Raw genomic sequence first — 20,476 nt, 5'->3', positions numbered from 1 at the left:
CCGCCCCTCCACGAACGCCGTTTTTCGGACCAGACCCCCCATGGAGCAGCAGGGCGGCGAAGCCCGCCGCATCATCATCCATCGCCCCGAGGACTTCGAGGGCATGCGCAAGGCCGGACGCCTGGCCGCCGAGACGCTCGACATGATCGCCGAGCACGTCCGTCCCGGCATCACCACGGGCGAGATCGACCGCATCTGCCATGACTTCATGGTCGCCCACGGCGCCGTGCCGGCGACGCTCGGCTATCGTGGCTACACCAAGTCCTCCTGCACCTCGGTCAACCACGTCGTCTGCCACGGCATCCCGGGCGACCGCGTGCTGGCCGACGGCGACATCGTCAACATCGACGTTACCGTCATCCTCGATGGCTGGTACGGCGACACCAGCCGCATGTTCGTCGCCGGCACGCCCTCGACCAAGGCGCGGCTGCTGATGGACGTGACCTATGAGGCGATGATGCGCGGCATCGCCGTCATCAAGCCGGGTGCGACGCTCGGGGATATCGGCCACGCCATCCAGACCTTCGTGGAACGGCACCGCTTCAGCGTGGTGCGCGACTTCTGCGGCCACGGCATCGGGCGCCACTTCCATGCCCCGCCGAACGTCCTGCACTACGGCCGCCCCGGCGAGGGCCCCCGCCTCAAGGCCGGGATGTTCTTCACCGTCGAGCCGATGGTGAATGCCGGCCGGCCGGAGGTGAAGATCCTCGACGACGGCTGGACCGCCGTGACGCGGGACCGGTCCCTCTCCGCCCAGTTCGAGCACATGGTCGGGGTCACCGAGACCGGCGTGGAGATCTTCACCCTCTCCCCCGCCGGCCTGCACCGCCCCTACCACCAGGGCTGACGAAACCCCTTCTCAACTATCGGTAGAATTGCCTAACCTGCCCCCGTCCGGCGCCTTTCGCCGGCGCGGGGCAGCATGGGCAGGAAGCCGGGGCTGGCCGAGGCATCGCCCGGCCTGCTCGCCATCATCGACAGCGGCGCCGCCAGCACGGCCGAGGCCGCACCGCCCGGCCATCTCGGCCATCGCGCCCGCATGCGCGCCAAGCTGCTGACGGCCGGCCCCGATGCGCTGCTCGACCACGAATTGCTCGAGATGGTGCTGTTCCTCGCCCTGCCGCGGCGGGACACCAAGCCGATCGCCCGCGCCCTGCTCGCCCGCTTCGGCTCCTTCGCCGGCACCCTGGCCGCCCCGCCGCAGGAACTCGGTACCATCGAGGGCCTCGGCGAGGCCGGCATGGCCGCGCTCAAGACCGTCCAGGCCGCGGCCCTGCGCCTCGCCCGCGCCGAGGTCATCGACCGCCCCGTCCTGAACAACTGGGACCGCCTGCTCGCCTACCTCACCGCCGCCATCGCCCGCGAAAGGGTCGAGCAGTTCCGCATCCTCTTCCTCGACACCCGCAACCGCCTGATCGCCGACGAGGCCCAGGCCCGCGGCACGGTCAATCACACGCCCGTCTATCCGCGGGAGGTCGTGAAGCGCGCCCTGGAACTGCAGGCGACGGCCCTGATCCTGGTCCACAACCACCCCTCGGGCGACCCCACCCCGTCCCGCGCCGACCTCGAGATGACGCAGGAGATCAAGGTCGCCGCCGGCAGCCTCGGCATCGTCCTGCACGACCACCTGATCGTGGGGAATGGCCGCCACCTCTCCTTCCGCCGCGAGGGCCTGCTCTGAAGCGCTTCGCGCCGCGTCGCGCGATGTGAGCGGACGCGATTGACCGCCATGCCGCCAACTCGGCACCCTTGGCCCATGCGCATCGCCCCCTCCGTCGTCATGCTTGCGGCGGCCCTCGCGGCAGGCTCCGCCTCGGCCCAGAAGCCGGGCTCGTCCGGGGGCTCGCTCGGCAATCTGCCCTCGCCCCCGCCGCCCCAGGCGGCGCCTGGCTTCCGCCCCGGCCCGCAGGTCAACCTGCCGCGCGACAAGCCCCCGCCGCTCGGCGCCGCCCCGCGTCCCTTCGCCCAGGGCAACGACCGCCCGCCCGGTCCCGTCGCCGCGCTGCCGCGCGACAAGCCGCCGCCCCTCGGCGCCGGGCGGCCCGGGCCGCCGGGAACGACGCCCGGTCAGCCGCGTCAGGTCTCCTCCGGCACCGGCTTCATCGTCGCCCCGCGCCAGATCATGACGAACCATCATGTCGCGGAAGGCTGCGCGGCGATGCGCGCGCGGCTGAACTCGGGGCAGGAGATCGACGTCACCATCGTTGCCGTCGACGCCCAGCGCGACCTCGCGCTGCTGCGCGCCGAGGCCGATCCGGGCCCCGTCCTGATCTTCCGGCGCGCCACCGATGTCCGCCGCGGCGAGAACGTCGTGACCTACGGCTTCCCCCTCGCCGGCCTGCTCTCCTCCGGCCCGACTCTGACCACGGGCGACGTCTCCGCCCTCGCCGGGCTCGGCGACAACCCGCGCCAGATCCAGATCAGCGCGCCGGTGCAGCAGGGCAATTCGGGGGGGCCGCTGCTCGACCTGCGCGGCCACGTCGTCGGCGTCATCGTCTCCAAGTTGAACGCGCAGCGCATCGCGCAGGCGACCGGCGACATCCCGCAGAACGTCAATTTCGCGGTAAAGCACACCGAGGCGGTCGACTTCATGCGCGAACACGGCGTCCAGCCGGTCCTCGACGACGCCGGCGCCGTGCGCACCGCCGCCGAGGTGGGCGAGCTCGCCCACGCCTCGACGGTCTTCCTGCGCTGCATGCGGTAGGGCGGAAGCGCCCTACCGGCCCCGCACCGCGCGCATCGCGCCGGCGGCGAAGGCCGTCGCATCGGCCGGGGCTGGCGTGCGCGCGGCCATGGTCACCTGGATCTTCACGAAGCGCCCCTGCGCGCCGCCGACGCAAAGCGTGCGCGCAACCGGCGCGCGGCCGAAGGACCCTTCCATCCGCGCGCAGCGCAGCCCGGCATCGCCGAGCGTCACGCGCTCGCGCTCGGTCAGGCGCCGCCCAGTCCGCCCCGCCGGGGCCTCGGTCACTTCCATCACCGCGGCGGACAATTCGCGGTCGATCTCGGGGGCGGCCGGGTTGTCCGGCGCGGCGCGACCGCCGCTTTCATAGACGAGCACGGTCGCGACCGCGGCGCGGTTCGCCGTCGCATAATCCATCGACAGCAGCGGACCGGGCCGCTGGGCGATGTCGCCCTGGACGAAGCCCGCGATCTCCCGCGGCATCCGCGCCTCGACCTCCTCGAGCGAGGGTCGCTGCGAATCCGTCATGCCCGCGCAGGCGGCCAGCAGGCATCCGGCGGCGATCGCCGTCGCCCTCGCCAGGCGCCCCGCATCGGGGCGGCCGAAGGGACGCATCCGCGCCGCCTCGGCCTGGGCGGGGCCTTCCGCCCCGTTCGCTCGCTGCCTCATGGGTGCAGACATAGCGCAGCCGGGCGCGGAAGAAACGTGGCAGGCCGGGGACGCGATCATGGCCTGCGCCCCGGCCCGTCCGACCTCAGCCTTCCGGACGCGGCCGCATGGCGCCGCGGATCACCCCGGCGACGACCGTGATGACGGAGGTGTAGATGATCATCTGCATCACCGTCGCACCGACCCAGAGCCACACCGGGAAGACCCCCATGATGGTCGGGGCGAGGAAGCCGAGCGGCAGGAACAGGTAGGCATAGGCCTCCGGCACCTCGCTCGTGACCTGGTGCGTGCCCTCGTAGATCATGTTGCCGGCGACGTAGAGGATCACCAGCAGGCCGACCCAGGCGATCCAGCGATGCTTGTTGAGCAGGTTCGCGATCAGCGTCGCCGCCACGCCCATCAGCACGACCGAGAAGGCGAGCCCGACGATCAGGATGTAGGGATGGTCCTTCGCCGCGCCGGCGACCGCCAGCACGTTGTCGAGGCTCATGGAGACGTCGGCGACCAGGATCTGCGTGATCGCCTGGCGCAAGGTCTTGCGCGGCGCCCCGGGCGTCGCCTGCCCTTCGAGCGCGGCCGCGCCTTCGTGCTGCTCGGTGGTGTCCGCGTCGTCATGCCCGCCGTCGCGCAACTCGCGGTACATCTTCCAGCAGACCCACAGCAGCAGCACGCCGCCCGCGAGCACGATGCCGACGATCTGCAGCAGCTGGACCGTGATGGACGCGAAGGCGATTCGCATCACGGTGGCGGCAATGATGCCCCAGAAGATCGCCTTCTTGCGCTGATCGGTCGGCAGGCCGGCCGCGGCCATGCCGACGACGATCGCATTGTCGCCGGCGAGGACGACGTCGATGAACAGCACCATGGCGAGCGGCTGAAGCCACTCGGGCAGCATTTCCAACATGTGGTCCCAGCCCCGCAACGCGTTGCATTAAGTTAATCCGCTGCGCAATACCGGGGCGTCCGGATGCCCGCAACCCTGAATGCGGCTCCTGGCTTGCGCCGCGGCGCCGCAGGCGCCAAACCCCGCCCGTCAGTCCCTCCCCGGAGCCGCCCGCATGGTCCCGCGCTATTCCCGCCCGCAGATGGAGGCGATCTGGTCGCCCGCCACGCGCTACAAGATCTGGTTCGAGATCGAGGCCCTGGCCGCCGAGGCGATGGCGACGCTCGGCACCATCCCCGCCGAGGCCGCGCGCGCGATCCGCGACAAGGGCGCCCCCCGCGCGGCGGCGATCGGCGACGCCGAAGTCGCCCGCATCGACGAGATCGAGCGCGTCACCCGCCATGACGTCATCGCCTTCCTGACCTTCATGGCCGAGGGCATCGGGCCCGAGGCGCGCTTCATGCACCAGGGCATGACCTCGTCCGACGTGCTCGACACCTGCCTCGCGGTGCAGATGGCCCGCGCGGCCGATCTGCTGATCGCCGACATGGACGCGCTGCTCGCCGCGCTGAAGGCCCGGGCGATCGAGCACAAGACGACGCCGACGATCGGGCGCAGCCACGGCATCCACGCCGAACCGACCACCTTCGGCCTCAAGCTCGCGGGCCATTACGCCGAGTTCATGCGCGGCCGCGAGCGCCTGGTCGCCGCGCGGCGCGAGATCGCGACCTGCGCCATCTCCGGCCCGGTCGGCACCTTCGCCTCCGTCGACCCGCGGGTGGAGGCCTTCGTGGCCGAGAAGCTCGGCCTCGCGGTCGAACCGGTGAGCACCCAGGTCATCCCGCGCGACCGGCACGCCGCTTTCTTCTGCGCGCTGGCCGTCGTCGCCTCGGGCATCGAGCGCCTGGCGACCGAGGTCCGCCACCTCCAGCGCAGCGAGGTCCGGGAAGCCGAGGAATACTTCCACCCCGGCCAGAAGGGCTCCTCCGCGATGCCACACAAGCGGAACCCGGTGCTGAGCGAGAACCTGACCGGCCTCGCCCGCCTGGTGCGCGGCTACGCCGTCCCGGCGCTCGAGAACGTCGCCCTCTGGCACGAGCGCGACATCAGCCATTCCTCGGTCGAGCGCGTCATCGCCCCGGACGCGACCATCGCGCTGGACTTCGCCCTGGTCCGCCTGACCGGGATGATAGAGAAGCTCACCATCTATCCCGCCCGCATGACGGCGAACCTCGAATCGCTCGGCGGCGTGGTGCACAGCCAGAAGGTGCTGCTGGCGCTCACGCAGGCGGGCATGAGCCGCGAGGATTCCTACGCGGCCGTGCAGCGCGCCGCGATGGCGACCTGGACCGCGCTCGGCACGCCGGACGGCCGCTCCTTCCGCGACAACCTCCTCGCCGACGCGACCGTCTCGGCCCTGCTGACGCCCACCGCGCTCGACACCGCGATGGATCCGCGTCGGGACTTCGCGCAGGTCGACACGATCTTCCGCCGCGTCTTCGGCGACGCCTGAGCATTGGTAAAGAAGTTGTGAGAATCGCGCCGTCTTTCCGCCGCAAGGCGTTACTACAACGTCGAGCCTAAGGAGGAGGGACTCACATGCGCCCCCTGAAGTTCATCGGTACGGTCGCCATCGCTGCGATGGCCGGCCTTTTCGCCACCCAGGGCCAGGCCCTGGCCGATCCGCCCTGGCGTGGCGGTGGCGGCCCGCCGGGCCATGGCTGGGGCGGCCCGCCCGGCCGCGGCTGGGGCCCGCCCCCGCGCCCGGTCTACGTGGCACCGCCGCCGGTCTACTACGCGCCGGCCCCACGCGTGTACTACGCGCCGCCGCCGGTCTACTACGCGCCGGCGCCCCGCTACTATTACTACGCGCCGCCGCCGGTCTATTACGGCCCGCCCGGCGTCTCGCTGAACTTCCGGTTCTGAACCCCCATTGCCGGCGGGCGCGGGCGATCGCAGCCTGCCGGCATGTGCACCGTCATCCTGCTGCGGCGGCCCGGCCATCCCTGGCCACTGCTCCTTGCCGCCAACCGCGACGAACGGCTCGACCGCGCCTGGGATTCGCCCGCCCCTTGGTGGCCTGACAGCCCCGGCGTGACGGGTGGCCGCGACCGCACCGCCGGCGGCACCTGGATGGCCCTCGGCCCCACGGGCGTCGTCGCCGCCGTCCTCAACCGCCCCGGCAGCCTCGGCCCCGCCGCCGGCAAGCGCTCCCGCGGCGACCTGCCCCTCGCTGCCGCCAGCGCGGCATCCGCCGCCGCCGCGGCCGAGGCCCTCGCCCCCCTGCCCGCCGTCGAATGGCGCCCCTTCAACCTGGTCATCGCCGATTCGCAGGACGCCTTCTTCATCCGTGGCCTCGGCGAGGGCCGCCCCGAGATCGTCCCCCTCCCCGCCGGCCTCTCCATGGTCACGGCCCACGACCCGAACGACCTCACGAGCCCGCGAACGCGCCGCCACCTGCCCCGCTTCGCCGCCGCCTCCGTGCCCGACCCGGACGCGCCCGACTGGACCCCCTGGTCCACCCTCCTCGCCGACGATGCCTACGACCCCGCCCTCGGCATCGCCGAAACCCTCAACGTCCCGCCCGTCAACGGTTTCGGCACCGTCTGCTCGAGCCTCATGGCCCTCGCCCCCGACGGCCGCCGCCACTGGCTCTTCTGCGCCGGCCGCCCCAGCGAGGCCCCCTTCACGCCCGTCCCCCTCCCCGCCGCCTGACGCGCACCGGCCCTGGCCGGGGGGCAATGGCCCTCCCGCCCCGCGCTTGCTATACGCCCCGGAACACACCGCCAGGCACCCCGGCCCGGCGGCCCGAGGGATTCCAACCGCCATGGCACGTCGCCGACAGCTCTACGAAGGCAAGGCCAAGATCCTGTTCGAGGGCCCGGAACCCGGCACCCTCGTCCAGTACTTCAAGGACGACGCCACCGCCTTCAACGCCCAGAAGAAGGGCACCATCACCGGCAAGGGCGTGCTCAACAACCGCATCAGCGAATACCTGATGACGCGCCTGACCGAGATCGGCATCCCGACCCACTTCATCCGCCGCCTCAACATGCGCGAGCAGCTGATCCGCGAAGTCGAGATCATCCCCCTCGAGGTCGTCGTCCGGAACGTCGCCGCCGGCTCGCTCGCCACCCGCCTCGGCATCCCCGAGGGCCAGCGCCTGCCGCGCTCGATCATCGAGTACTACTACAAGAACGACCAGCTCGGTGACCCCATGGTCGCCGAGGAACACATCACCTGCTTCGGCTGGGCCTCCACCCAGGACCTCGACGACATCGTCGCCCTGACGCTGCGCGTGAACGACTTCCTCACCGGCCTCCTCCTCGGCGTCGGCATCACCCTCGTCGACTTCAAGCTCGAATTCGGCCGCCTGTGGGAAAACGAGGAGATGCGCATCGTCCTCGCCGACGAGATCTCCCCCGACAATTGCCGCCTGTGGGACGCCAAGACCGGCGAGAAGATGGACAAGGACCGCTTCCGCCGCGACCTCGGCAAGGTCGAGGAAGGCTACCAGGAAGTCGCCCGCCGCCTCGGCATCCTGCCCGAGGCCGGCGCCCGCGACATGAAGGGCCCGGAGAGCATGCAATGACCTCCGATCGTCGGAGGGCGGAGACGGCGCGCGGAGAGCGCGCTCTCCACGTGTCGTCGAGCAGCGGAAACGTGAATCGGATGTCCCATCGATGAAAGCCCGCGTCTACGTCATGCCCAAGGCCGGCGTCCTCGACCCCCAGGGCAAGGCCATCTCCCACGCCCTCGAAGGCCTCGGCTTCGCCGGCGTCAACGACGTCCGCGCCGGCAAGGTCATCGAGCTCGACCTCACCGAGACCGACCCCGCGAAGGCGAAGTCCGCCGCCGAGGACATGGCCCGCAAGCTCCTCGCCAACACGGTCATCGAATCCTTCCGCGTCGAGCTCGCCTGACATGATCAAGGCCAGCCTCGTCGCGATGATGGTGCTCACCTTCCTCATCGCGACCGGGCTGCGCTGGCGGGAAGACCGCCTCGCCACCTCGCGCCCCACCCCCCGCCTCGACATCATCACCCGCGGCAAGCGCACGGTGAACCGCTGGGTCACCGCCGCCGCCATCGCCGCCGGCGCCACCATGATCGTCCTCGGCGGGATCCACTGGCTCCGCCTCGCCATCGGCTGACACCAGGAAGCACGCCATGAAAGCCGCAATCGTCGTCTTCCCCGGCACCAACCGCGAACGCGACATGCGCATCGCCCTCAAGCGCGTGACTGGCCGCGACCCCCTCATGCTGTTCCACCGCGAGGAGCTGCCGAAAGGCCTCGACCTCGTCGTCCTCGCCGGCGGCTTCTCCTACGGGGACTACCTCCGCTGCGGCGCCATGGCCGCCCAATCCCCCGTCATGAAGGACATCAAGGACTTCGCGGCCAAGGGCGGCCACATCCTCGGCGTCTGCAACGGCTTCCAGATCCTGATCGAGGCCGGCCTCCTCCCCGGCGGCCTGCTCCGCAACGCCTCCCTCCGCTTCCTGTCCATGGACTGCCACATGCGCGTCGAACGCGCCGGCACCGCCTTCACCTCCCGCTGGCAGAAGGGCGCGGTCTTCCGCGCCCCCATGGCCCACGGCGACGGCAACTACTTCGCCGACGACGCGACGCTCGACCGCCTGGAAGGCGAAGGCCTGGTCGCCTTCCGCTACACCGACGAGAACGGCACCGTCACCGAAGCCGCCAACCGCAACGGCTCCGCCCGCAACATCGCCGGCATCCTCTCCCCCAACCTGCGCATCTGCGGCCTGATGCCGCACCCGGAAGACCTGGTGGACCCGCTGATGGGCGGCACCGACGGCCTGCCGATGTTCGAAAGCCTGGCTGAGGCCTTCACCGCCGCCTGAGCAGGCCTCAGCGCGGCGCCTCGCGCGTGCCGCGCCGCAAGACCGGCACGCCGACCCGCGCAGCAACCGCCCGCGCCGCGGGCTCGGCCGCCGCCACGTCGCCGAACCGGTCGAGATGAAGCCCTCGCCGGCCATGCCGACCATCCAGGCCCCGGTTCCGTCGACGGCCGAAGGCCGCGCGGGATCACTCCACCCGTACCGCCTCGACCCGACGGTTGAGCGCCCGGCCCGGCTCGCTCGCATTGTCCGCGATCGGCTCGTTCTGGCCGCGGCCCTCGGCCAACAGGCGGTCGGGCGCGATGCCGTTCTGGACCAGCCATACCCGCACCGCCTGGGCACGCCGTTGGCTGAGCGGCACGTTGACCGTCGGCCCGCCCTGGTTGTCCGTATGGCCGATCAGGCGCAGGCGCAGCGCCGGGTCCTCTTGCAGCGCGTCGCGCACCTGCTGCAGCACCGGCGCGGCGCTGATGTCGAGATCGGCGGAGTTGGTGCGGAAGGTGACGTAGAGCGACACGCGGCCGGTCCGCCGCAGCGAATCCGCCACCGGCGCCTGCACGGGGGCCGCGGCAGTGATGTTCTGCGCGCCCTCGAAGCGGTAACTCGACCCGTAGTCGCCGAAGGCCATGCTCTGCACGCCGTTGCGGCTGCTGGCGGCGTAGCGCGGCTCGCCGGGCAGCATGCGCACGGTGACGCTGCCGCCGGTCACCGGCACCACGCCGGCATGGCGGGCGGCGCGGCAGACATTGGAATCGCCAGTGTAGGGTCCGCTGCCCCATATCGTCGTGCCGCGCGCCACCGCCTCTCCGGAGCAGACGCAGGTCAGCGTCTCGTCGGTGTTCTCGTAGGACAGCATGGTGTCGGGGCAGACCTGCGGCCCGGAGGAGACGCCGAGAAAGGCGTAGCTGGCGCCGTAGTCGGGGTAGTCGATGCTCTGCACGCCGTTGCGCGTTGAGCCCGGATAGCGCGGGCGGCCCGCCAGCATGCGCAGCGTTACCTCGCCCCCGCGCCGGGACACCGCGCCGGCGTGCAGGGCCGCGGCACAGACCGCGCTGTCCGCGGTGTAGGTGTCAGTGCCCCAGACCGCGCCGCGCGGGCTGCCGACGGCGGGACAGGTGCAGGTGAGCTTCTCGTCGCTGCCGGCATAGGCGGTCATGTCGTCGGGGCAGGGCTGCGGCCCGGTCGCAGCCTGCACGCCGTCGAACTGGAAGCTGGCCTCGTAGGAGCCGTAGGTGGTGCTCTGCACGCCGTTCCGCGTGCTGCCCGGATAGCGCGACTGCCCGGGCAGGATGCGCAGCGTCACCGCCCCGCCGCGCCGGGACACCGCGCCGGCGTGCAGGGCGGCGGCGCAGATGGCGCTGTCGGCAGTATAGGGCCCGCTGCCCCAGACCGCCTGGTGCGCGCTGCCGGCCTCCGGGCAGGTGCAGGTCAGCGCGCTGCCGGTGCCGGCCAGGGCGCTGGCGTCATCCGGGCAGGGCTGCGGTGCACTGGTGGACGAGGATACGGCCGGCGGCGCGGGCGCCGTGCCGGTTCCGCCTGCCGTGTCGTTCTTCTGCGCCACCGCCAGGCCAGGCAGCAGGCACAGCAGCATCAGGAGGGTTCGCATCGCCTTGTCGATCCCGAGGAAGACCGGCCGGCGCAGCTTGCCACCGCGCCCGCCCCGCCGTCATCAGCGATATCCCGGCGCGGCCATGCCGGCCCCGTCACCGCGCCCCACCGATCGGCGGATCAGCCCCGCGCGCCTGGCCCTTGCCTTGCGTGGACGCTTTCGCGACCAACGCACCATGGCCGAAGTCGCCCGCGTCCCCCGCTTCCGCCTGACGCTGCGGCTATGCAGGGGCTCTGCCCCTGCACCCCGGCAGGAAACTTAGTTTCCTGCACCTTCTGTTCTGACAATTCAGCTTGGACTTGCTTGAAAACGGTGCTCTTCCGGGACGAATGGAGCGCGCCTGCAACGAATTCATATTGACGGCGCGCAAGCGTCGCCATGCATACTTCTACGGACAATAGCACCGTCCAAACGATCAAGATCTGGTTCACAGGCGCGATTCGTTGACTTAGATCATTCGAATCTCAGGGCGTTCGACACCCTGCAGCGGAGATTATGAGATCAAATGACCGAAGAATATAAGCCCATACCAAGAACACCCGACAGACAAGCCCTCAAATTCTTTGAAGCTCTGGAAGAGACACTTAATTTCTCCAATTCCACAATTAATCTCATAGGCTCACACGAAACCATCAAGTTTCCATCAGACGACATCATAGAGAAAATAATAGAATCCGATGGATACATCGTATCTCGAATAACATCCAATAAAGCGATACACGGAAGAACTAACAACGGTTCCCCCGTGCACGTCAGTGTGACCTTTCAAAGGGGCGAGCCAAAACTCAATTCGAATTCAAGAACCTTGATCGAGCCCTCTGTTTACGTCGATACCATACAAATATCGGGCGTCGAGCATGCAGACGCGGCTATGGCGTTTGATATCAACCAACTGATACAAAACGATCTTATTTCGAAATCTACACCGCTCTTATTGCCTGATCCGGGCAGCACGCTACGCGGCGTGGTTGAAACGCACCACCAGCTGATTTCCGCTCTTGAAAGTAAAATGCTCGCAATAAGTGATAATTTCACCGAAAAACGTCTGAATTTTGAAAAAGAATTCGATAATAGAAAGAAAATTCTCGAAGAAGAATACTATAAGAAGACCGTACAATTATCCGAAGATGAGCGCACTCTTCGTGACGCCATCAAGAATGAGGCGGACGCCCTTGAGGCACAGAGACAAGCCCTCGACGATCGAAATAATACGCACGCTCGACGTGAAATACGCCAAAACTTAAAGAAGCAGCTGAATTCATATAAAGAACATTTTAGACTAACTAAACAGACTCGATCACTTCGATGGCCTATTCATTTTGCTGTTATTTTAGGTGTTGGACTTTCCTCTTTAGGTGTTTTTTGGACTTTGAGTCAAAATATTCCAGAAGGCGATTACTGGGCTCGTGCGATTTTTTCTGTGAAATCCGCAGCGTTTTCGTTTTTTGCTGCTGGACTTGTCATTTGGTATCTCAAATGGCTAACAAAATGGTCTGATCGCCATGCCGACGCAGAATTTCATTTAAGGCAATTGGAACTTGATATCGATAGAGCGAGCTGGCTTGTTGAGACTTCGTTCGAATGGAAAAGCTCTCAAGACTCTCCGATACCGAACCAACTTCTTGACGCTCTATCCAGGAACCTCTTTTCCGACGCAACACGAAGCGAGATGCCCGATCAAAGCCCCGCAGACCACTTAGCATCCACACTTCTTGGGGAAGCCTCGCGCCTCAAACTCAATATTGGTGGCCATGAGATAGAAGTCTCTCGGAACGGCCTAAAGAAGCTCTCGAAGAGCGAATGAGTGGACACGGCCAGCGGCCAAAAAAGGAATTATTGCCTATTCTGCCTCGATATGCTAGCCGTAAGGCATGCGCCCCCTCACCGACCCCCAATGGCTCTCCCTCCTCCCCTACATCCTCCCCCGCTCCCCCGCCGGCCGGCAGATCGGCGACCTCCGCGCCCGCATGGACGCCATATTCCACCTAACTTCCACCACTGCCCCCTGGCGCGCCCTCCCGCCCGAACACGGCAAGCCCGACACCGTCTCCCGCTACTTCCGCCGCCTCACCCATGCCGGCCTGTGGGAGAAACTGCTCGAAGCCCTCAAGGACAATGATCCCAGACACCCGTTGAATGAGATCGCGCCCCTCATCTTCCGCGCCTGCCGCCGCGCCATCCGGATCCGAGGGCTCCGCTTCATCGCCCTCATCCGCCGCCTCGGCTTCCTCCAGGCCCTGAACGGACCGCCCGGGAAGGTCCCGAACCCCAATTTGTCCGAAAACATGCGGCGCAACCTCCGCCTGCCGCCCGCGCCCCAGAACACGGTGCAGGACGGCATCTTCATCGGCCTCCTGCGATCCCTCCGCAGGCTCCATCGCCGCTGCGCCGGGGTCCGCTACCTGCCCCGCGCGCTCCGCCTGGGCTGGTCATGACAGGCCCCGCGGCGAAGCCTCTGGACAGCGCGGCCCGGCCGGTCGACATGGCGCACATGACCGCCGCCGCCCCCGTCTCCCTCGACCCCGCCCGCGCCGCCCAGCTCGCCGCCGAATTCGGCCTCAAGCCGGATGAATACGAACGCTGCCTGGCCATCCTCGGCCGCACCCCCTCCCTCACCGAGCTCGGCGTGTTCTCCGTGATGTGGTCGGAACACTGCTCCTACAAATCCAGCCGCGTCTGGCTGAAGGAACTGCCCACAAAGGCCCCCTGGGTCATACAGGGCCCGGGCGAGAATGCCGGCGTCATCGCCATCGGGGATGGCCTCGCCGCAGTCTTCAAGATGGAATCCCACAACCACCCCAGCTGGATCGAGCCCTACAACGGTGCCGCCACCGGCGTGGGCGGCATCCTGCGCGACGTCTTCACCATGGGCGCGCGCCCCATCGCCAACCTCAACGCGCTGCGCTTCGGCGCCCCCGACGCGCCGCGGATGAAGCAGGTGATCGACGGCGTCGTCCGCGGCATCGGCGGCTACGGCAACTGCGTCGGCGTCCCGACCGTGGGCGGGGAGGTCAACTTCCACCCCGCCTACAACGGCAACCCGCTGGTCAACGCCATGACCGTGGGCATCGCCAAGGCCGACCGCATCTTCACCGCCGCCGCCACCGGCGTCGGCAACCCCGTGGTCTATGTCGGCTCCAAGACCGGCCGCGACGGCATCCACGGTGCGACCATGTCGTCAGCGGAATTCAGCGCGGACAGTGAGGAAAAGCGCCCCACCGTCCAGATCGGCGACCCCTTCGCGGAAAAGCTCCTCATCGAGGCCTGCCTGGAACTGATGGCCACCGACGCCATCGTCGCCATCCAGGACATGGGCGCCGCCGGCCTGACCAGCAGCGGCGTCGAGATGGCCGGCAAGGGCGGCATGGGCGTCGAGCTCGTGCTGGACAACGTCCCCCAGCGCGAAGAAGGCATGACCGCCTATGAGATGATGCTCTCCGAGAGCCAGGAGCGCATGCTCATGGTCCTCAAGCCCGGCCGCGAAGCCCTGGCCGAGGCCATCTTCACCAAGTGGGAACTCGACTTCGCGGTGATCGGCCACCTCACCGACACCGGCCGCATCGTCATCCGCCACAAGGGCCAGGTGGAAGCCGACATCCCCCTCGCCCCGCTGGAATCGGAAGCCCCCCTCTACCGCCGCCCGACCGAGGAAACCCCGAAGCATCCCGTCCTCGCCCCCGGCACGGTCGCGAACCCCACGACGATCGAGGACGCCCTGCTGCGCCTGGTCGCGACACCCGACCTCTGCTCCCGCCGCTGGATCTGGGACCAGTACGACAGCCTGGTGAACGGCCTGACGGTGAAGCGCCCCGGCGGCGCCGACGCGGCCATCGTGAAGATCGAGGACCACGACCGGGCGCTGGCCATGACCACCGACTGCACCCCCCGCTACGTGGTCGCGGACCCCGAGGAAGGCGGCAAGCAGGCCGTCGCCGAGGCCTGGCGCAACATCACCGCGACCGGCGCGCTGCCCTTGGCCATCACCGACAACATGAACTTCGGCAACCCCGAGAAGCCGCGGATCATGGGCCAGTTCGCCGCCTCGGTGCGCGGCATGGCCGCGGCCTGCAAGGCCCTCGACTTCCCGGTCGTGAGCGGCAACGTCTCCCTCTACAACGAGACCGAGGGCCGGGCGATCCTGCCCACCCCCGCGATCGGCGGCGTCGGCGTCATCGACGATGCGGCGGACGCGATCGGCCTCGGCATGCCCCACGGCGCCGAGCTGATCCTGGTGGGCGAGACGGAAGGCTGGCTCGGCCAGTCCCTCTGGCTGCGCGACATCGCCGGCCGCGAGGAAGGCGCCCCGCCCCCGGTGGACCTGGCCGCGGAACGCCGCAACGGCGACTTCGTCCGCGCCCGCATCCGGGCCGGTGAGGTGCTGGCCTGCCACGACTGCGCCGATGGCGGCCTGCTGGTCACGATCGCCGAGATGGCCATGGCGACCGGCATCGGCGCCACCCTCGCCGCCCCCGCCACCGAGGCCCCCGAGCACGCCTTCTGGTTCGGCGAGGACCAGGGGCGCTACGTGCTTGCCGTCTCCGACGCCGCTGGCATTCTCGCGGAGGCTGAGGCCGCCGGCGTCCCCGCCGCCCGCATCGGGCGTTCGGGCGGCGGGGCCTTGGTAATGGCCGACGGCCGGTCCATATCGGTTGCGGCTCTGCGGGAAGCGAACGAGGCGACGCTCCCCGCGCTGATGGGAGGGAAGGCCTGATGGCGATGCAACCGGCGGAGATCGAGGCGCTGATCAAGGCAGCCCTCCCCGATGCCGATGTGACCATCGAGGATCTCGCCGGCGACGGCGATCACTACGCGGCCAAGGTCGTCTCGGAATCCTTCCGCGGCATCTCCCGCGTGAAGCAGCACCAGATCGTCTACGCCGCGCTGCAGGGCCGCATGGGCGGCGTCCTGCACGCCCTCGCCCTCCAGACCTCCGCTCCGGAATAGGACCCCGACCCGATGTCCAACCCGACCTTCGACCGCATCCAGGCCACCGTCACGGAGAACCCCGTGGTGCTCTTCATGAAGGGCACGCCGGTCTTCCCGCAGTGCGGTTTCTCCGCCCGCGTCGTCCAGATCCTCAGCCACATGGGCGTGCCCTTCGCGGGCGTGAACGTGCTCGAGGACATGGAGATCCGCGAGGGCATCAAGGCCTTCACCAACTGGCCGACGATCCCCCAGCTCTACGTGAAGGGCGAGTTCGTCGGCGGCTGCGACATCGTCATGGAGATGTTCCAGTCCGGCGAGCTGGCGACCCTGCTCGCCGAGAAGGAAATCCCCCACAAGGCCGAGGCCTGATCGCTGCGCCGGGCGCTACCGCCCGGCCAGCTTGGTGACGTTGATCGCCCGCGCGTAGGCGAGCCTCGCCTCCGCGGGCGCGTCGCCCTGCACCTGCACCAGGATGCGGTTGTCCACCAGCATCTGGACATTGCCGTCCGTGCCCTGGATCGCGCGCTGGTCGCCGATCCGCACCAGCCGCCCCATCGCCCCGGCCAGCATCGGGTTCGACATCACCGCGCCCAGCTGGGCGATCATCGGGTTGTCGCTCATCACCTGGATCTCGACCGACTGGTCCTGCGCGTTGGTGTAGCGGCGCGAGGCGTTCGCTCCGCCGAAGAATCCGGCGGCCCCCGTGGCGGAGGAACTCGCCTCCTCCGCCGTCCAGCCCGGCAGCGCATCCGGCAGCGCGGCGGCAAGGTTGGCTGCGGCGCGCTGGGCCAGCAGCTGCAGCGCTTCCTGCAGCGCCGTCTGCGCCGCCTGGACTCGCCCGCCCTGGTAGGCGCGCTGCGCCTCGGTGATGGCGTCGGAGATATCGTCCGCGCGGGCCGGCGCCGCGGCGAGCAGCGTCACGCAGGTTGAGGCGAGCAGGATCGATCGGCGCATGGCGGCATCCCTCCTTGGGCGGCAGCACGATAGACGCGCCCCACCTTACCACCCATGCGTCGCTTCATGACGCGTGACCGCAGGGTGACGCAGGTCGCTCAGACCTCCCGCAGGATGCGCAGGATCTCCACACCGTAGCGTTCGACGCGCGACCGCCCCATCCCCGGCACCTCGAGCAGCGCATCGATCGTCGTCGGCCGCCGCGCCGCGATGCCGGCAAGGGTGCGGTCATCGGCCACGACATAGGCCGGGATCGACTGCTCCTGCGCGACGCCCCGCCGCCAAAGGCGCAGCGCTTCGAAGCACGGATCGTCGGACCCCACGCGCGCCTCGGCCGATGCGGCGCGACGCGATGCCGGCTGTACGGCCTCCTGCCGCATCATCACCGGCGCCTCGCCACGCAGGACGGGTCGTGCGGCTTCGGTGGCGACCAGCTCGCCATGGTTCTCCACCGCGACGTCCAGCGCCCCGCGCGCGACGAGCTGTCGCGCGACGCCGCGCCAGGCGCTGTCGCTGAGGTCCTTGCCGATGCCGAAGGTCGGCAGCTTGTCATGGGCGAACTGCGCGACCTTGTCGGTCAGCCGCCCGCGCAGCACGTCGACCACATGGCCGACGCCGAAGCGCTGGCCCGTCCGCACGACGGCAGACAGCAGCTTCTGCGCCGCGACCGTGCCGTCGAACATCCGCGGCGGCGTGCGGCAGACGTCGCAGGCACCACAGTCGTCGGATGCGGGTTCCTCGCCGAAGCAGCGCAGCAGCAGGGCGCGGCGGCAGGTCGCGGCCTCGGCGATCGCGATCATGGCATCGAGGCGCGAGCGCTCGACGCGCTTCTGCTCCTCGCTCGCGGGGCTCTCGGCGATGCGGTGGCGGGCGATCGCCATGTCGCCGGCGCCGAACAGCAGCAGCGCGCGGGCGGGCAGCCCGTCGCGCCCGGCGCGGCCGATCTCCTGGTACCAGCTCTCGGGGCTGCGCGGCAGGTCGAGATGCGCGACCCAGCGCACGTCAGGCCGGTCGATGCCCATGCCGAAGGCGATGGTCGCGGCCATGATGACGTCGTCGCCGCGGGCGAAGCGGCGGTGCGCCTCCCGCTTCGCGCCCGCATCCATGCCGGCGTGGAAGGCGAGCGCGTCATGGCCGTCGGCGCGCAACCATTCGGCGGTGCTCTCGGTCTTGGCGCGGCTGCCGCAATAGACGATGCCGCAGCCGCCGACCTCGCGGATCAGGGCGCGCAGCTGACCGCGCTCGCTGTCCCGCGGCGCCGCCGAGACGAAGATGTTCGGCCGGTCGAAGGAAGCGCGGAAGACCGGCGCCTCGGTGAGGTCGAGCTGGAGGCGGATGTCCTCGACCGTGCGCGGGTCGGCGGTCGCGGTGAGCGCCAGGCGCGGCACGCCAGGGAAACGCTCCCCCAGCACGCCGAGGCCGCGATACTCCGGCCGGAAGTGATGGCCCCATTGGCTGACGCAATGCGCCTCATCCACCGCGAAGAGGGCGATGGGCATCTCGTCCAGCCTCTGCAGCATGCCGTCGAGCGTGAGCCGCTCCGGCGAGACGTAGAGCAGCTTCAGCCGCCCGCCATGCAGGTCGCGCAGCACGGCGCGCGCTTCGTCCGGCGGCAGGTCGGAGTGCAGTGCCGCGGCAGCGACGCCCTGCTGGCGCAGGGCGGCGACCTGGTCCTCCATCAGCGCAATGAGGGGCGAGACGACGACGCCTACACCGGGCCGGCAGAGCGCCGGCACCTGGAAGCAGAGGCTCTTGCCTCCGCCTGTCGGCATGAGGACGAGACCCGATCCGCCGCCGGTCGCGTGGCGGATGATCTCCTCCTGCCGGCCCCGGAAGGCCTCGTAGCCGAAGACCCGGCGGAGGACCTCCGGCGGGTCCTCCAGGAGGTCCATCACCCGCCGATGCGGATCTCGACGCGCCGGCTCTCGGTCGGCATGTCCTGGAAGGGCACGGGGCCGCGGGGGACGATGCGGATCCGATCGCGCGCCACGCCGTTTGCGACGAGCAGGTCGGCGACGTGCTGCGCACGGGCCTCGGAGAGGGCGCGGTTGTAGGCGGCGCCGCCGGCGGGGCCGGCGAAGCCGAGCACCGTTACCGGGCCGGTGGCGGATGCGGCGCGACGCGCGGCGGCCTTCACGACGTCCTGGGCCTCCGCGTTCAACGTCGCGCTGTCTTCCATGAAGAAGACGGTGATGACCGGCGAGGCCGGCTCGTTCGCGCAGGCGGCGGCCAGCAGGACGGGGGCGGCAGCGAAGAGGGAGCGGCGGCGCATCGGGGTCGACTCCGGTTCGAAGGCCTCCCTTGGTCGCGCGAAGCGCCGGGCGCCGTCAACCGGGAGTCGAGGCTCCTAGCGGGAGCACGCCGCCCCGCCGAGGACGCAGAACTTCGCGCAATGCGGGTGGTTGAGCGCGACGGGGCGGGCGGCCTCGGCCAGGGTCGCGCCGAGTTCGAAGGCGGGATCGTAGGGCAGCAGGGTGCAGGCGACGACCGCCGGCGCCGCGGCGTCGCGCCGCTTCACCACCATGCGGGCCGAGGCGCACATCATGCTGTCGGGCGACTTGCGCAGTATGCCCCAGCAAGCCTCGGTGATCTCGGGCACGTCGACCTCGGCGTCCATCTCGGGGAACAGCATCAGGGCGACGGGATCGGCGGCGTCGACGGGGATGCCGTGGGCCGCGAACAGGTCGGCGTAGCCCGTGCGCATCGCCGCCTCGCCCTCCCCGCCGAAGGCGGCGCGGCCGGCGACATGCAGGGTGAAACCGTGGCGCGCGAGCCAGGCCAGACCCTCCATCGTCTTCTCGAAGGTGCCCTCTCCGCGCTCGAGGTCGTGCAGGGCGGCGTCATGGTGGTCGAGCGAGACGCGGATGGTCAGGCGGTCGCCGAAGGCCGCGCGCAGGTCGAGCAGCGCCGCCGCGTGGTTCATCATCGGCTTCATGGCGTTGGTCAGCACCAGCGCGCGCAGCCCGCGGCCGAGCACGTCGCGGAGCATCGCGGGCAGGTCGCGGTTGAGGAAGGGCTCGCCGCCGGTGAAGCCGACCTCCTCGAGCGGCGTGCCGAGCGCGACTGCCTCATCGAGGTAGCCTGCTACCTCCTCCGCCGTGATGTAGACGAGCGCGTCGTTGCGTGGGCTGCTTTCGATGTAGCAGTTGCGGCAGGTGATGTTGCACAGCGTGCCGGTGTTGACCCAGAGCGTCCGGAGGCCGGCGAACGCGACGACGGCACGGCGCTCGCCCTTCGCCGTCACAACGGGGTCCTGGAACTTGGCGGGATCGAGCCGCTTGGGCGCGGCGACGGCAAGCCCTGTCACGCAGCGGTGTCCGGCCCGATTGATCCAGGGCAATGAAGGTCCGCGCGCGGACGCCTAGATGCGATGCATCCGGCCATGCCGGGTGGCGACCCGGCGGGCCCTTTCGCAAGGAGGGATGAGGTCATGGTTTCGCGCGTTCCAATGTCTCCGTCCGGGTCTTCGCCAGATCTCTTTGGAACGTTACAGCGCGAAGTGAACCGGGTCTTCGACCAGATGTTCGGTGGCGGCGGCGGATTGGCAAGGGCCGGCGGCTTCGCGCCCTCGCTCGAAATGAAGGAAACCGACACGGGCCTGGTCGTCACGGCCGAGTTGCCGGGCCTCGAGGAAAAGGATGTCGAGCTGTCGCTGGAAGGCGACATGCTGACCCTGTCCGGCGAGAAGCGGCAGGAGACGAGCGAGGACAAGGGCGGGCTGCACATCTCCGAGCGCAGCTACGGCGCCTTCACGCGCAGCGTCCGGCTGCCCTGGGCGGCCGACCCGGCGCAGGCAAGCGCTAGGCTCAGGACCCATTAATCGCTTGGAGCGACGCGGCGGGGCGTGATTCTGGGTGTGGTGGAGGTGCCACCATGCCCACGCCGCCGTTC

22 protein-coding genes and 1 pseudogene are annotated in these 20,476 nt (G+C 69.4%); 16 read left to right on the top strand and 7 right to left on the bottom strand.

All coding sequences use genetic code 11. The features are described from left to right. Positions 1-40 precede the first annotated feature (40 nt). From map to GWK15_RS24310, 3 genes are all read left to right on the top strand, one after another. Positions 41-847: a type I methionyl aminopeptidase gene (gene map / locus GWK15_RS24320; protein ID WP_168044007.1), complete on the top strand. Its 807-nt coding sequence runs from the start codon at positions 41-43 to the stop codon at positions 845-847. Between the two features lie 75 nt (positions 848-922). Then, entirely contained in the window at positions 923-1,681 is a 759-nt protein-coding gene (radC, locus tag GWK15_RS24315) for a RadC family protein (protein ID WP_168044006.1), read from the top strand. 75 nt (positions 1,682-1,756) lie between these two features. Further along, positions 1,757-2,704 (top strand): S1C family serine protease, encoded by a 948-nt coding sequence (locus GWK15_RS24310; protein ID WP_168044005.1) that lies wholly within the window; start codon positions 1,757-1,759, stop codon positions 2,702-2,704. A gap of 12 nt (positions 2,705-2,716) precedes the next feature. Here GWK15_RS24310 and GWK15_RS24305 read toward each other — a convergent pair whose 3' ends face one another. Further along, entirely contained in the window at positions 2,717-3,352 is a 636-nt protein-coding gene (locus GWK15_RS24305) for a hypothetical protein (protein ID WP_168044004.1), read from the bottom strand. Between the two features lie 265 nt (positions 3,353-3,617). Then, a pseudogene (locus GWK15_RS24300) lies at positions 3,618-4,256 on the bottom strand (TerC family protein); the annotation flags it as partial. A 154-nt stretch (positions 4,257-4,410) separates the two neighbouring features. Here GWK15_RS24300 and purB point away from each other — a divergent pair. The 7 genes from purB (at position 4,411) to purQ (ending at position 9,099) form a co-directional block, all read left to right on the top strand. Continuing rightward, on the top strand, positions 4,411-5,748 hold the full coding sequence (purB, locus tag GWK15_RS24295) for an adenylosuccinate lyase (protein WP_168044002.1): 1,338 nt from the start codon (positions 4,411-4,413) through the stop codon (positions 5,746-5,748). Between the two features lie 86 nt (positions 5,749-5,834). Continuing rightward, on the top strand, positions 5,835-6,161 hold the full coding sequence (locus tag GWK15_RS24290; protein ID WP_168043987.1) for a hypothetical protein: 327 nt from the start codon (positions 5,835-5,837) through the stop codon (positions 6,159-6,161). A 42-nt stretch (positions 6,162-6,203) separates the two neighbouring features. Further along, entirely contained in the window at positions 6,204-6,950 is a 747-nt protein-coding gene (locus GWK15_RS24285) for an NRDE family protein (protein WP_168044001.1), read from the top strand. Positions 6,951-7,062: 112 nt separating this feature from the next. Further along, a complete protein-coding gene (purC, locus tag GWK15_RS24280; RefSeq protein WP_168044000.1) occupies positions 7,063-7,827 on the top strand; it encodes a phosphoribosylaminoimidazolesuccinocarboxamide synthase in 765 nt (254 codons plus the stop codon). Between the two features lie 91 nt (positions 7,828-7,918). After that, the gene (gene purS, locus GWK15_RS24275; protein ID WP_168043999.1) at positions 7,919-8,158 is read left to right on the top strand and encodes a phosphoribosylformylglycinamidine synthase subunit PurS; all 240 of its coding nucleotides are present in this window, start codon (positions 7,919-7,921) and stop codon (positions 8,156-8,158) included. 1 nt (position 8,159) lies between these two features. Continuing rightward, a complete protein-coding gene (locus GWK15_RS24270) occupies positions 8,160-8,387 on the top strand; it encodes a hypothetical protein (RefSeq protein ID WP_168043998.1) in 228 nt (75 codons plus the stop codon). Positions 8,388-8,403: 16 nt separating this feature from the next. Beyond that, the gene (gene purQ, locus GWK15_RS24265) at positions 8,404-9,099 is read left to right on the top strand and encodes a phosphoribosylformylglycinamidine synthase subunit PurQ (RefSeq protein ID WP_168043997.1); all 696 of its coding nucleotides are present in this window, start codon (positions 8,404-8,406) and stop codon (positions 9,097-9,099) included. 184 nt (positions 9,100-9,283) lie between these two features. Here purQ and GWK15_RS24260 read toward each other — a convergent pair whose 3' ends face one another. Further along, entirely contained in the window at positions 9,284-10,702 is a 1,419-nt protein-coding gene (locus GWK15_RS24260; protein ID WP_168043996.1) for an LCCL domain-containing protein, read from the bottom strand. Between the two features lie 508 nt (positions 10,703-11,210). Here GWK15_RS24260 and GWK15_RS24255 point away from each other — a divergent pair. From GWK15_RS24255 to grxD, 5 genes are all read left to right on the top strand, one after another. Further along, the gene (locus GWK15_RS24255) at positions 11,211-12,509 is read left to right on the top strand and encodes an AAA family ATPase (RefSeq protein ID WP_168043995.1); all 1,299 of its coding nucleotides are present in this window, start codon (positions 11,211-11,213) and stop codon (positions 12,507-12,509) included. 67 nt (positions 12,510-12,576) lie between these two features. Then, positions 12,577-13,140, top strand: coding sequence for a transposase (locus GWK15_RS24250; RefSeq protein WP_168043994.1), 564 nt, complete (start codon positions 12,577-12,579; stop codon positions 13,138-13,140). Between the two features lie 47 nt (positions 13,141-13,187). Then, positions 13,188-15,416, top strand: a complete 2,229-nt coding sequence (purL, locus tag GWK15_RS24245) for a phosphoribosylformylglycinamidine synthase subunit PurL (RefSeq protein WP_408892085.1) — start codon at positions 13,188-13,190, stop codon at positions 15,414-15,416. Then, positions 15,416-15,649, top strand: a complete 234-nt coding sequence (locus tag GWK15_RS24240) for a BolA family protein (RefSeq protein WP_168043993.1) — start codon at positions 15,416-15,418, stop codon at positions 15,647-15,649. Before purL ends, GWK15_RS24240 begins: the two co-directional genes overlap by 1 nt. A gap of 12 nt (positions 15,650-15,661) precedes the next feature. Further along, a complete protein-coding gene (gene grxD / locus GWK15_RS24235) occupies positions 15,662-16,000 on the top strand; it encodes a Grx4 family monothiol glutaredoxin (RefSeq protein WP_168043992.1) in 339 nt (112 codons plus the stop codon). Positions 16,001-16,015: 15 nt separating this feature from the next. On the opposite strand, the gene GWK15_RS24230 is transcribed toward grxD, so the two are convergent. The 4 genes from GWK15_RS24230 to GWK15_RS24215 all read right to left on the bottom strand — a co-directional run bounded on the left by GWK15_RS24230 (position 16,016) and on the right by GWK15_RS24215 (position 19,892). Then, the gene (locus GWK15_RS24230) at positions 16,016-16,585 is read right to left on the bottom strand and encodes a hypothetical protein (protein ID WP_168043991.1); all 570 of its coding nucleotides are present in this window, start codon (positions 16,583-16,585) and stop codon (positions 16,016-16,018) included. A gap of 98 nt (positions 16,586-16,683) precedes the next feature. Continuing rightward, the gene (gene recQ / locus GWK15_RS24225) at positions 16,684-18,477 is read right to left on the bottom strand and encodes a DNA helicase RecQ (RefSeq protein WP_168044026.1); all 1,794 of its coding nucleotides are present in this window, start codon (positions 18,475-18,477) and stop codon (positions 16,684-16,686) included. After that, positions 18,477-18,857, bottom strand: coding sequence for an OmpA family protein (locus GWK15_RS24220; protein WP_168043990.1), 381 nt, complete (start codon positions 18,855-18,857; stop codon positions 18,477-18,479). Before GWK15_RS24220 ends, recQ begins: the two co-directional genes overlap by 1 nt. A gap of 75 nt (positions 18,858-18,932) precedes the next feature. After that, positions 18,933-19,892, bottom strand: a complete 960-nt coding sequence (locus tag GWK15_RS24215) for a radical SAM protein (RefSeq protein WP_168043989.1) — start codon at positions 19,890-19,892, stop codon at positions 18,933-18,935. A 192-nt stretch (positions 19,893-20,084) separates the two neighbouring features. Between GWK15_RS24215 and GWK15_RS24210 the strand changes: the two genes are divergently transcribed. Beyond that, positions 20,085-20,405 carry an Hsp20 family protein gene (locus GWK15_RS24210; RefSeq protein WP_168043988.1) on the top strand — a complete coding sequence of 107 codons (321 nt, stop codon included), beginning with the start codon at positions 20,085-20,087 and terminating at the stop codon, positions 20,403-20,405. The last annotated feature ends 71 nt before the right edge of the window (positions 20,406-20,476 follow it).

Origin of the sequence: Neoroseomonas oryzicola, from assembly GCF_012163135.1 — a bacterium.
Classification (GTDB): Bacteria; Pseudomonadota; Alphaproteobacteria; order Acetobacterales; family Acetobacteraceae; genus Neoroseomonas; species Neoroseomonas oryzicola.
Note: the sequence above shows the minus strand (reverse complement) of the source record. Positions and strands in the feature narration are given on the sequence as shown.

Bases quoted from the DNA above. Each gene is read 5' to 3' on its own strand.
- GWK15_RS24230 (WP_168043991.1), bottom strand. From the start codon at position 16,585: ATGCGCCGATCGATCCTGCTCGCCTCAACCTGCGTGACGCTGCTCGCC.
- recQ (WP_168044026.1), bottom strand. From the start codon at position 18,477: ATGGACCTCCTGGAGGACCCGCCGGAGGTCCTCCGCCGGGTCTTCGGC.
- GWK15_RS24255 (WP_168043995.1), top strand. From the start codon at position 11,211: ATGACCGAAGAATATAAGCCCATACCAAGAACACCCGACAGACAAGCC.
- map (WP_168044007.1), top strand. From the start codon at position 41: ATGGAGCAGCAGGGCGGCGAAGCCCGCCGCATCATCATCCATCGCCCC.
- GWK15_RS24220 (WP_168043990.1), bottom strand. From the start codon at position 18,857: ATGCGCCGCCGCTCCCTCTTCGCTGCCGCCCCCGTCCTGCTGGCCGCC.
- grxD (WP_168043992.1), top strand. From the start codon at position 15,662: ATGTCCAACCCGACCTTCGACCGCATCCAGGCCACCGTCACGGAGAAC.
- purL (WP_408892085.1), top strand. From the start codon at position 13,188: ATGGCGCACATGACCGCCGCCGCCCCCGTCTCCCTCGACCCCGCCCGC.
- radC (WP_168044006.1), top strand. From the start codon at position 923: ATGGGCAGGAAGCCGGGGCTGGCCGAGGCATCGCCCGGCCTGCTCGCC.
- GWK15_RS24285 (WP_168044001.1), top strand. From the start codon at position 6,204: ATGTGCACCGTCATCCTGCTGCGGCGGCCCGGCCATCCCTGGCCACTG.
- GWK15_RS24305 (WP_168044004.1), bottom strand. From the start codon at position 3,352: ATGAGGCAGCGAGCGAACGGGGCGGAAGGCCCCGCCCAGGCCGAGGCG.
- purC (WP_168044000.1), top strand. From the start codon at position 7,063: ATGGCACGTCGCCGACAGCTCTACGAAGGCAAGGCCAAGATCCTGTTC.
- purQ (WP_168043997.1), top strand. From the start codon at position 8,404: ATGAAAGCCGCAATCGTCGTCTTCCCCGGCACCAACCGCGAACGCGAC.
- GWK15_RS24240 (WP_168043993.1), top strand. From the start codon at position 15,416: ATGGCGATGCAACCGGCGGAGATCGAGGCGCTGATCAAGGCAGCCCTC.
- purS (WP_168043999.1), top strand. From the start codon at position 7,919: ATGAAAGCCCGCGTCTACGTCATGCCCAAGGCCGGCGTCCTCGACCCC.
- GWK15_RS24270 (WP_168043998.1), top strand. From the start codon at position 8,160: ATGATCAAGGCCAGCCTCGTCGCGATGATGGTGCTCACCTTCCTCATC.
- purB (WP_168044002.1), top strand. From the start codon at position 4,411: ATGGTCCCGCGCTATTCCCGCCCGCAGATGGAGGCGATCTGGTCGCCC.
- GWK15_RS24260 (WP_168043996.1), bottom strand. From the start codon at position 10,702: ATGCGAACCCTCCTGATGCTGCTGTGCCTGCTGCCTGGCCTGGCGGTG.
- GWK15_RS24310 (WP_168044005.1), top strand. From the start codon at position 1,757: ATGCGCATCGCCCCCTCCGTCGTCATGCTTGCGGCGGCCCTCGCGGCA.
- GWK15_RS24250 (WP_168043994.1), top strand. From the start codon at position 12,577: ATGCGCCCCCTCACCGACCCCCAATGGCTCTCCCTCCTCCCCTACATC.
- GWK15_RS24290 (WP_168043987.1), top strand. From the start codon at position 5,835: ATGCGCCCCCTGAAGTTCATCGGTACGGTCGCCATCGCTGCGATGGCC.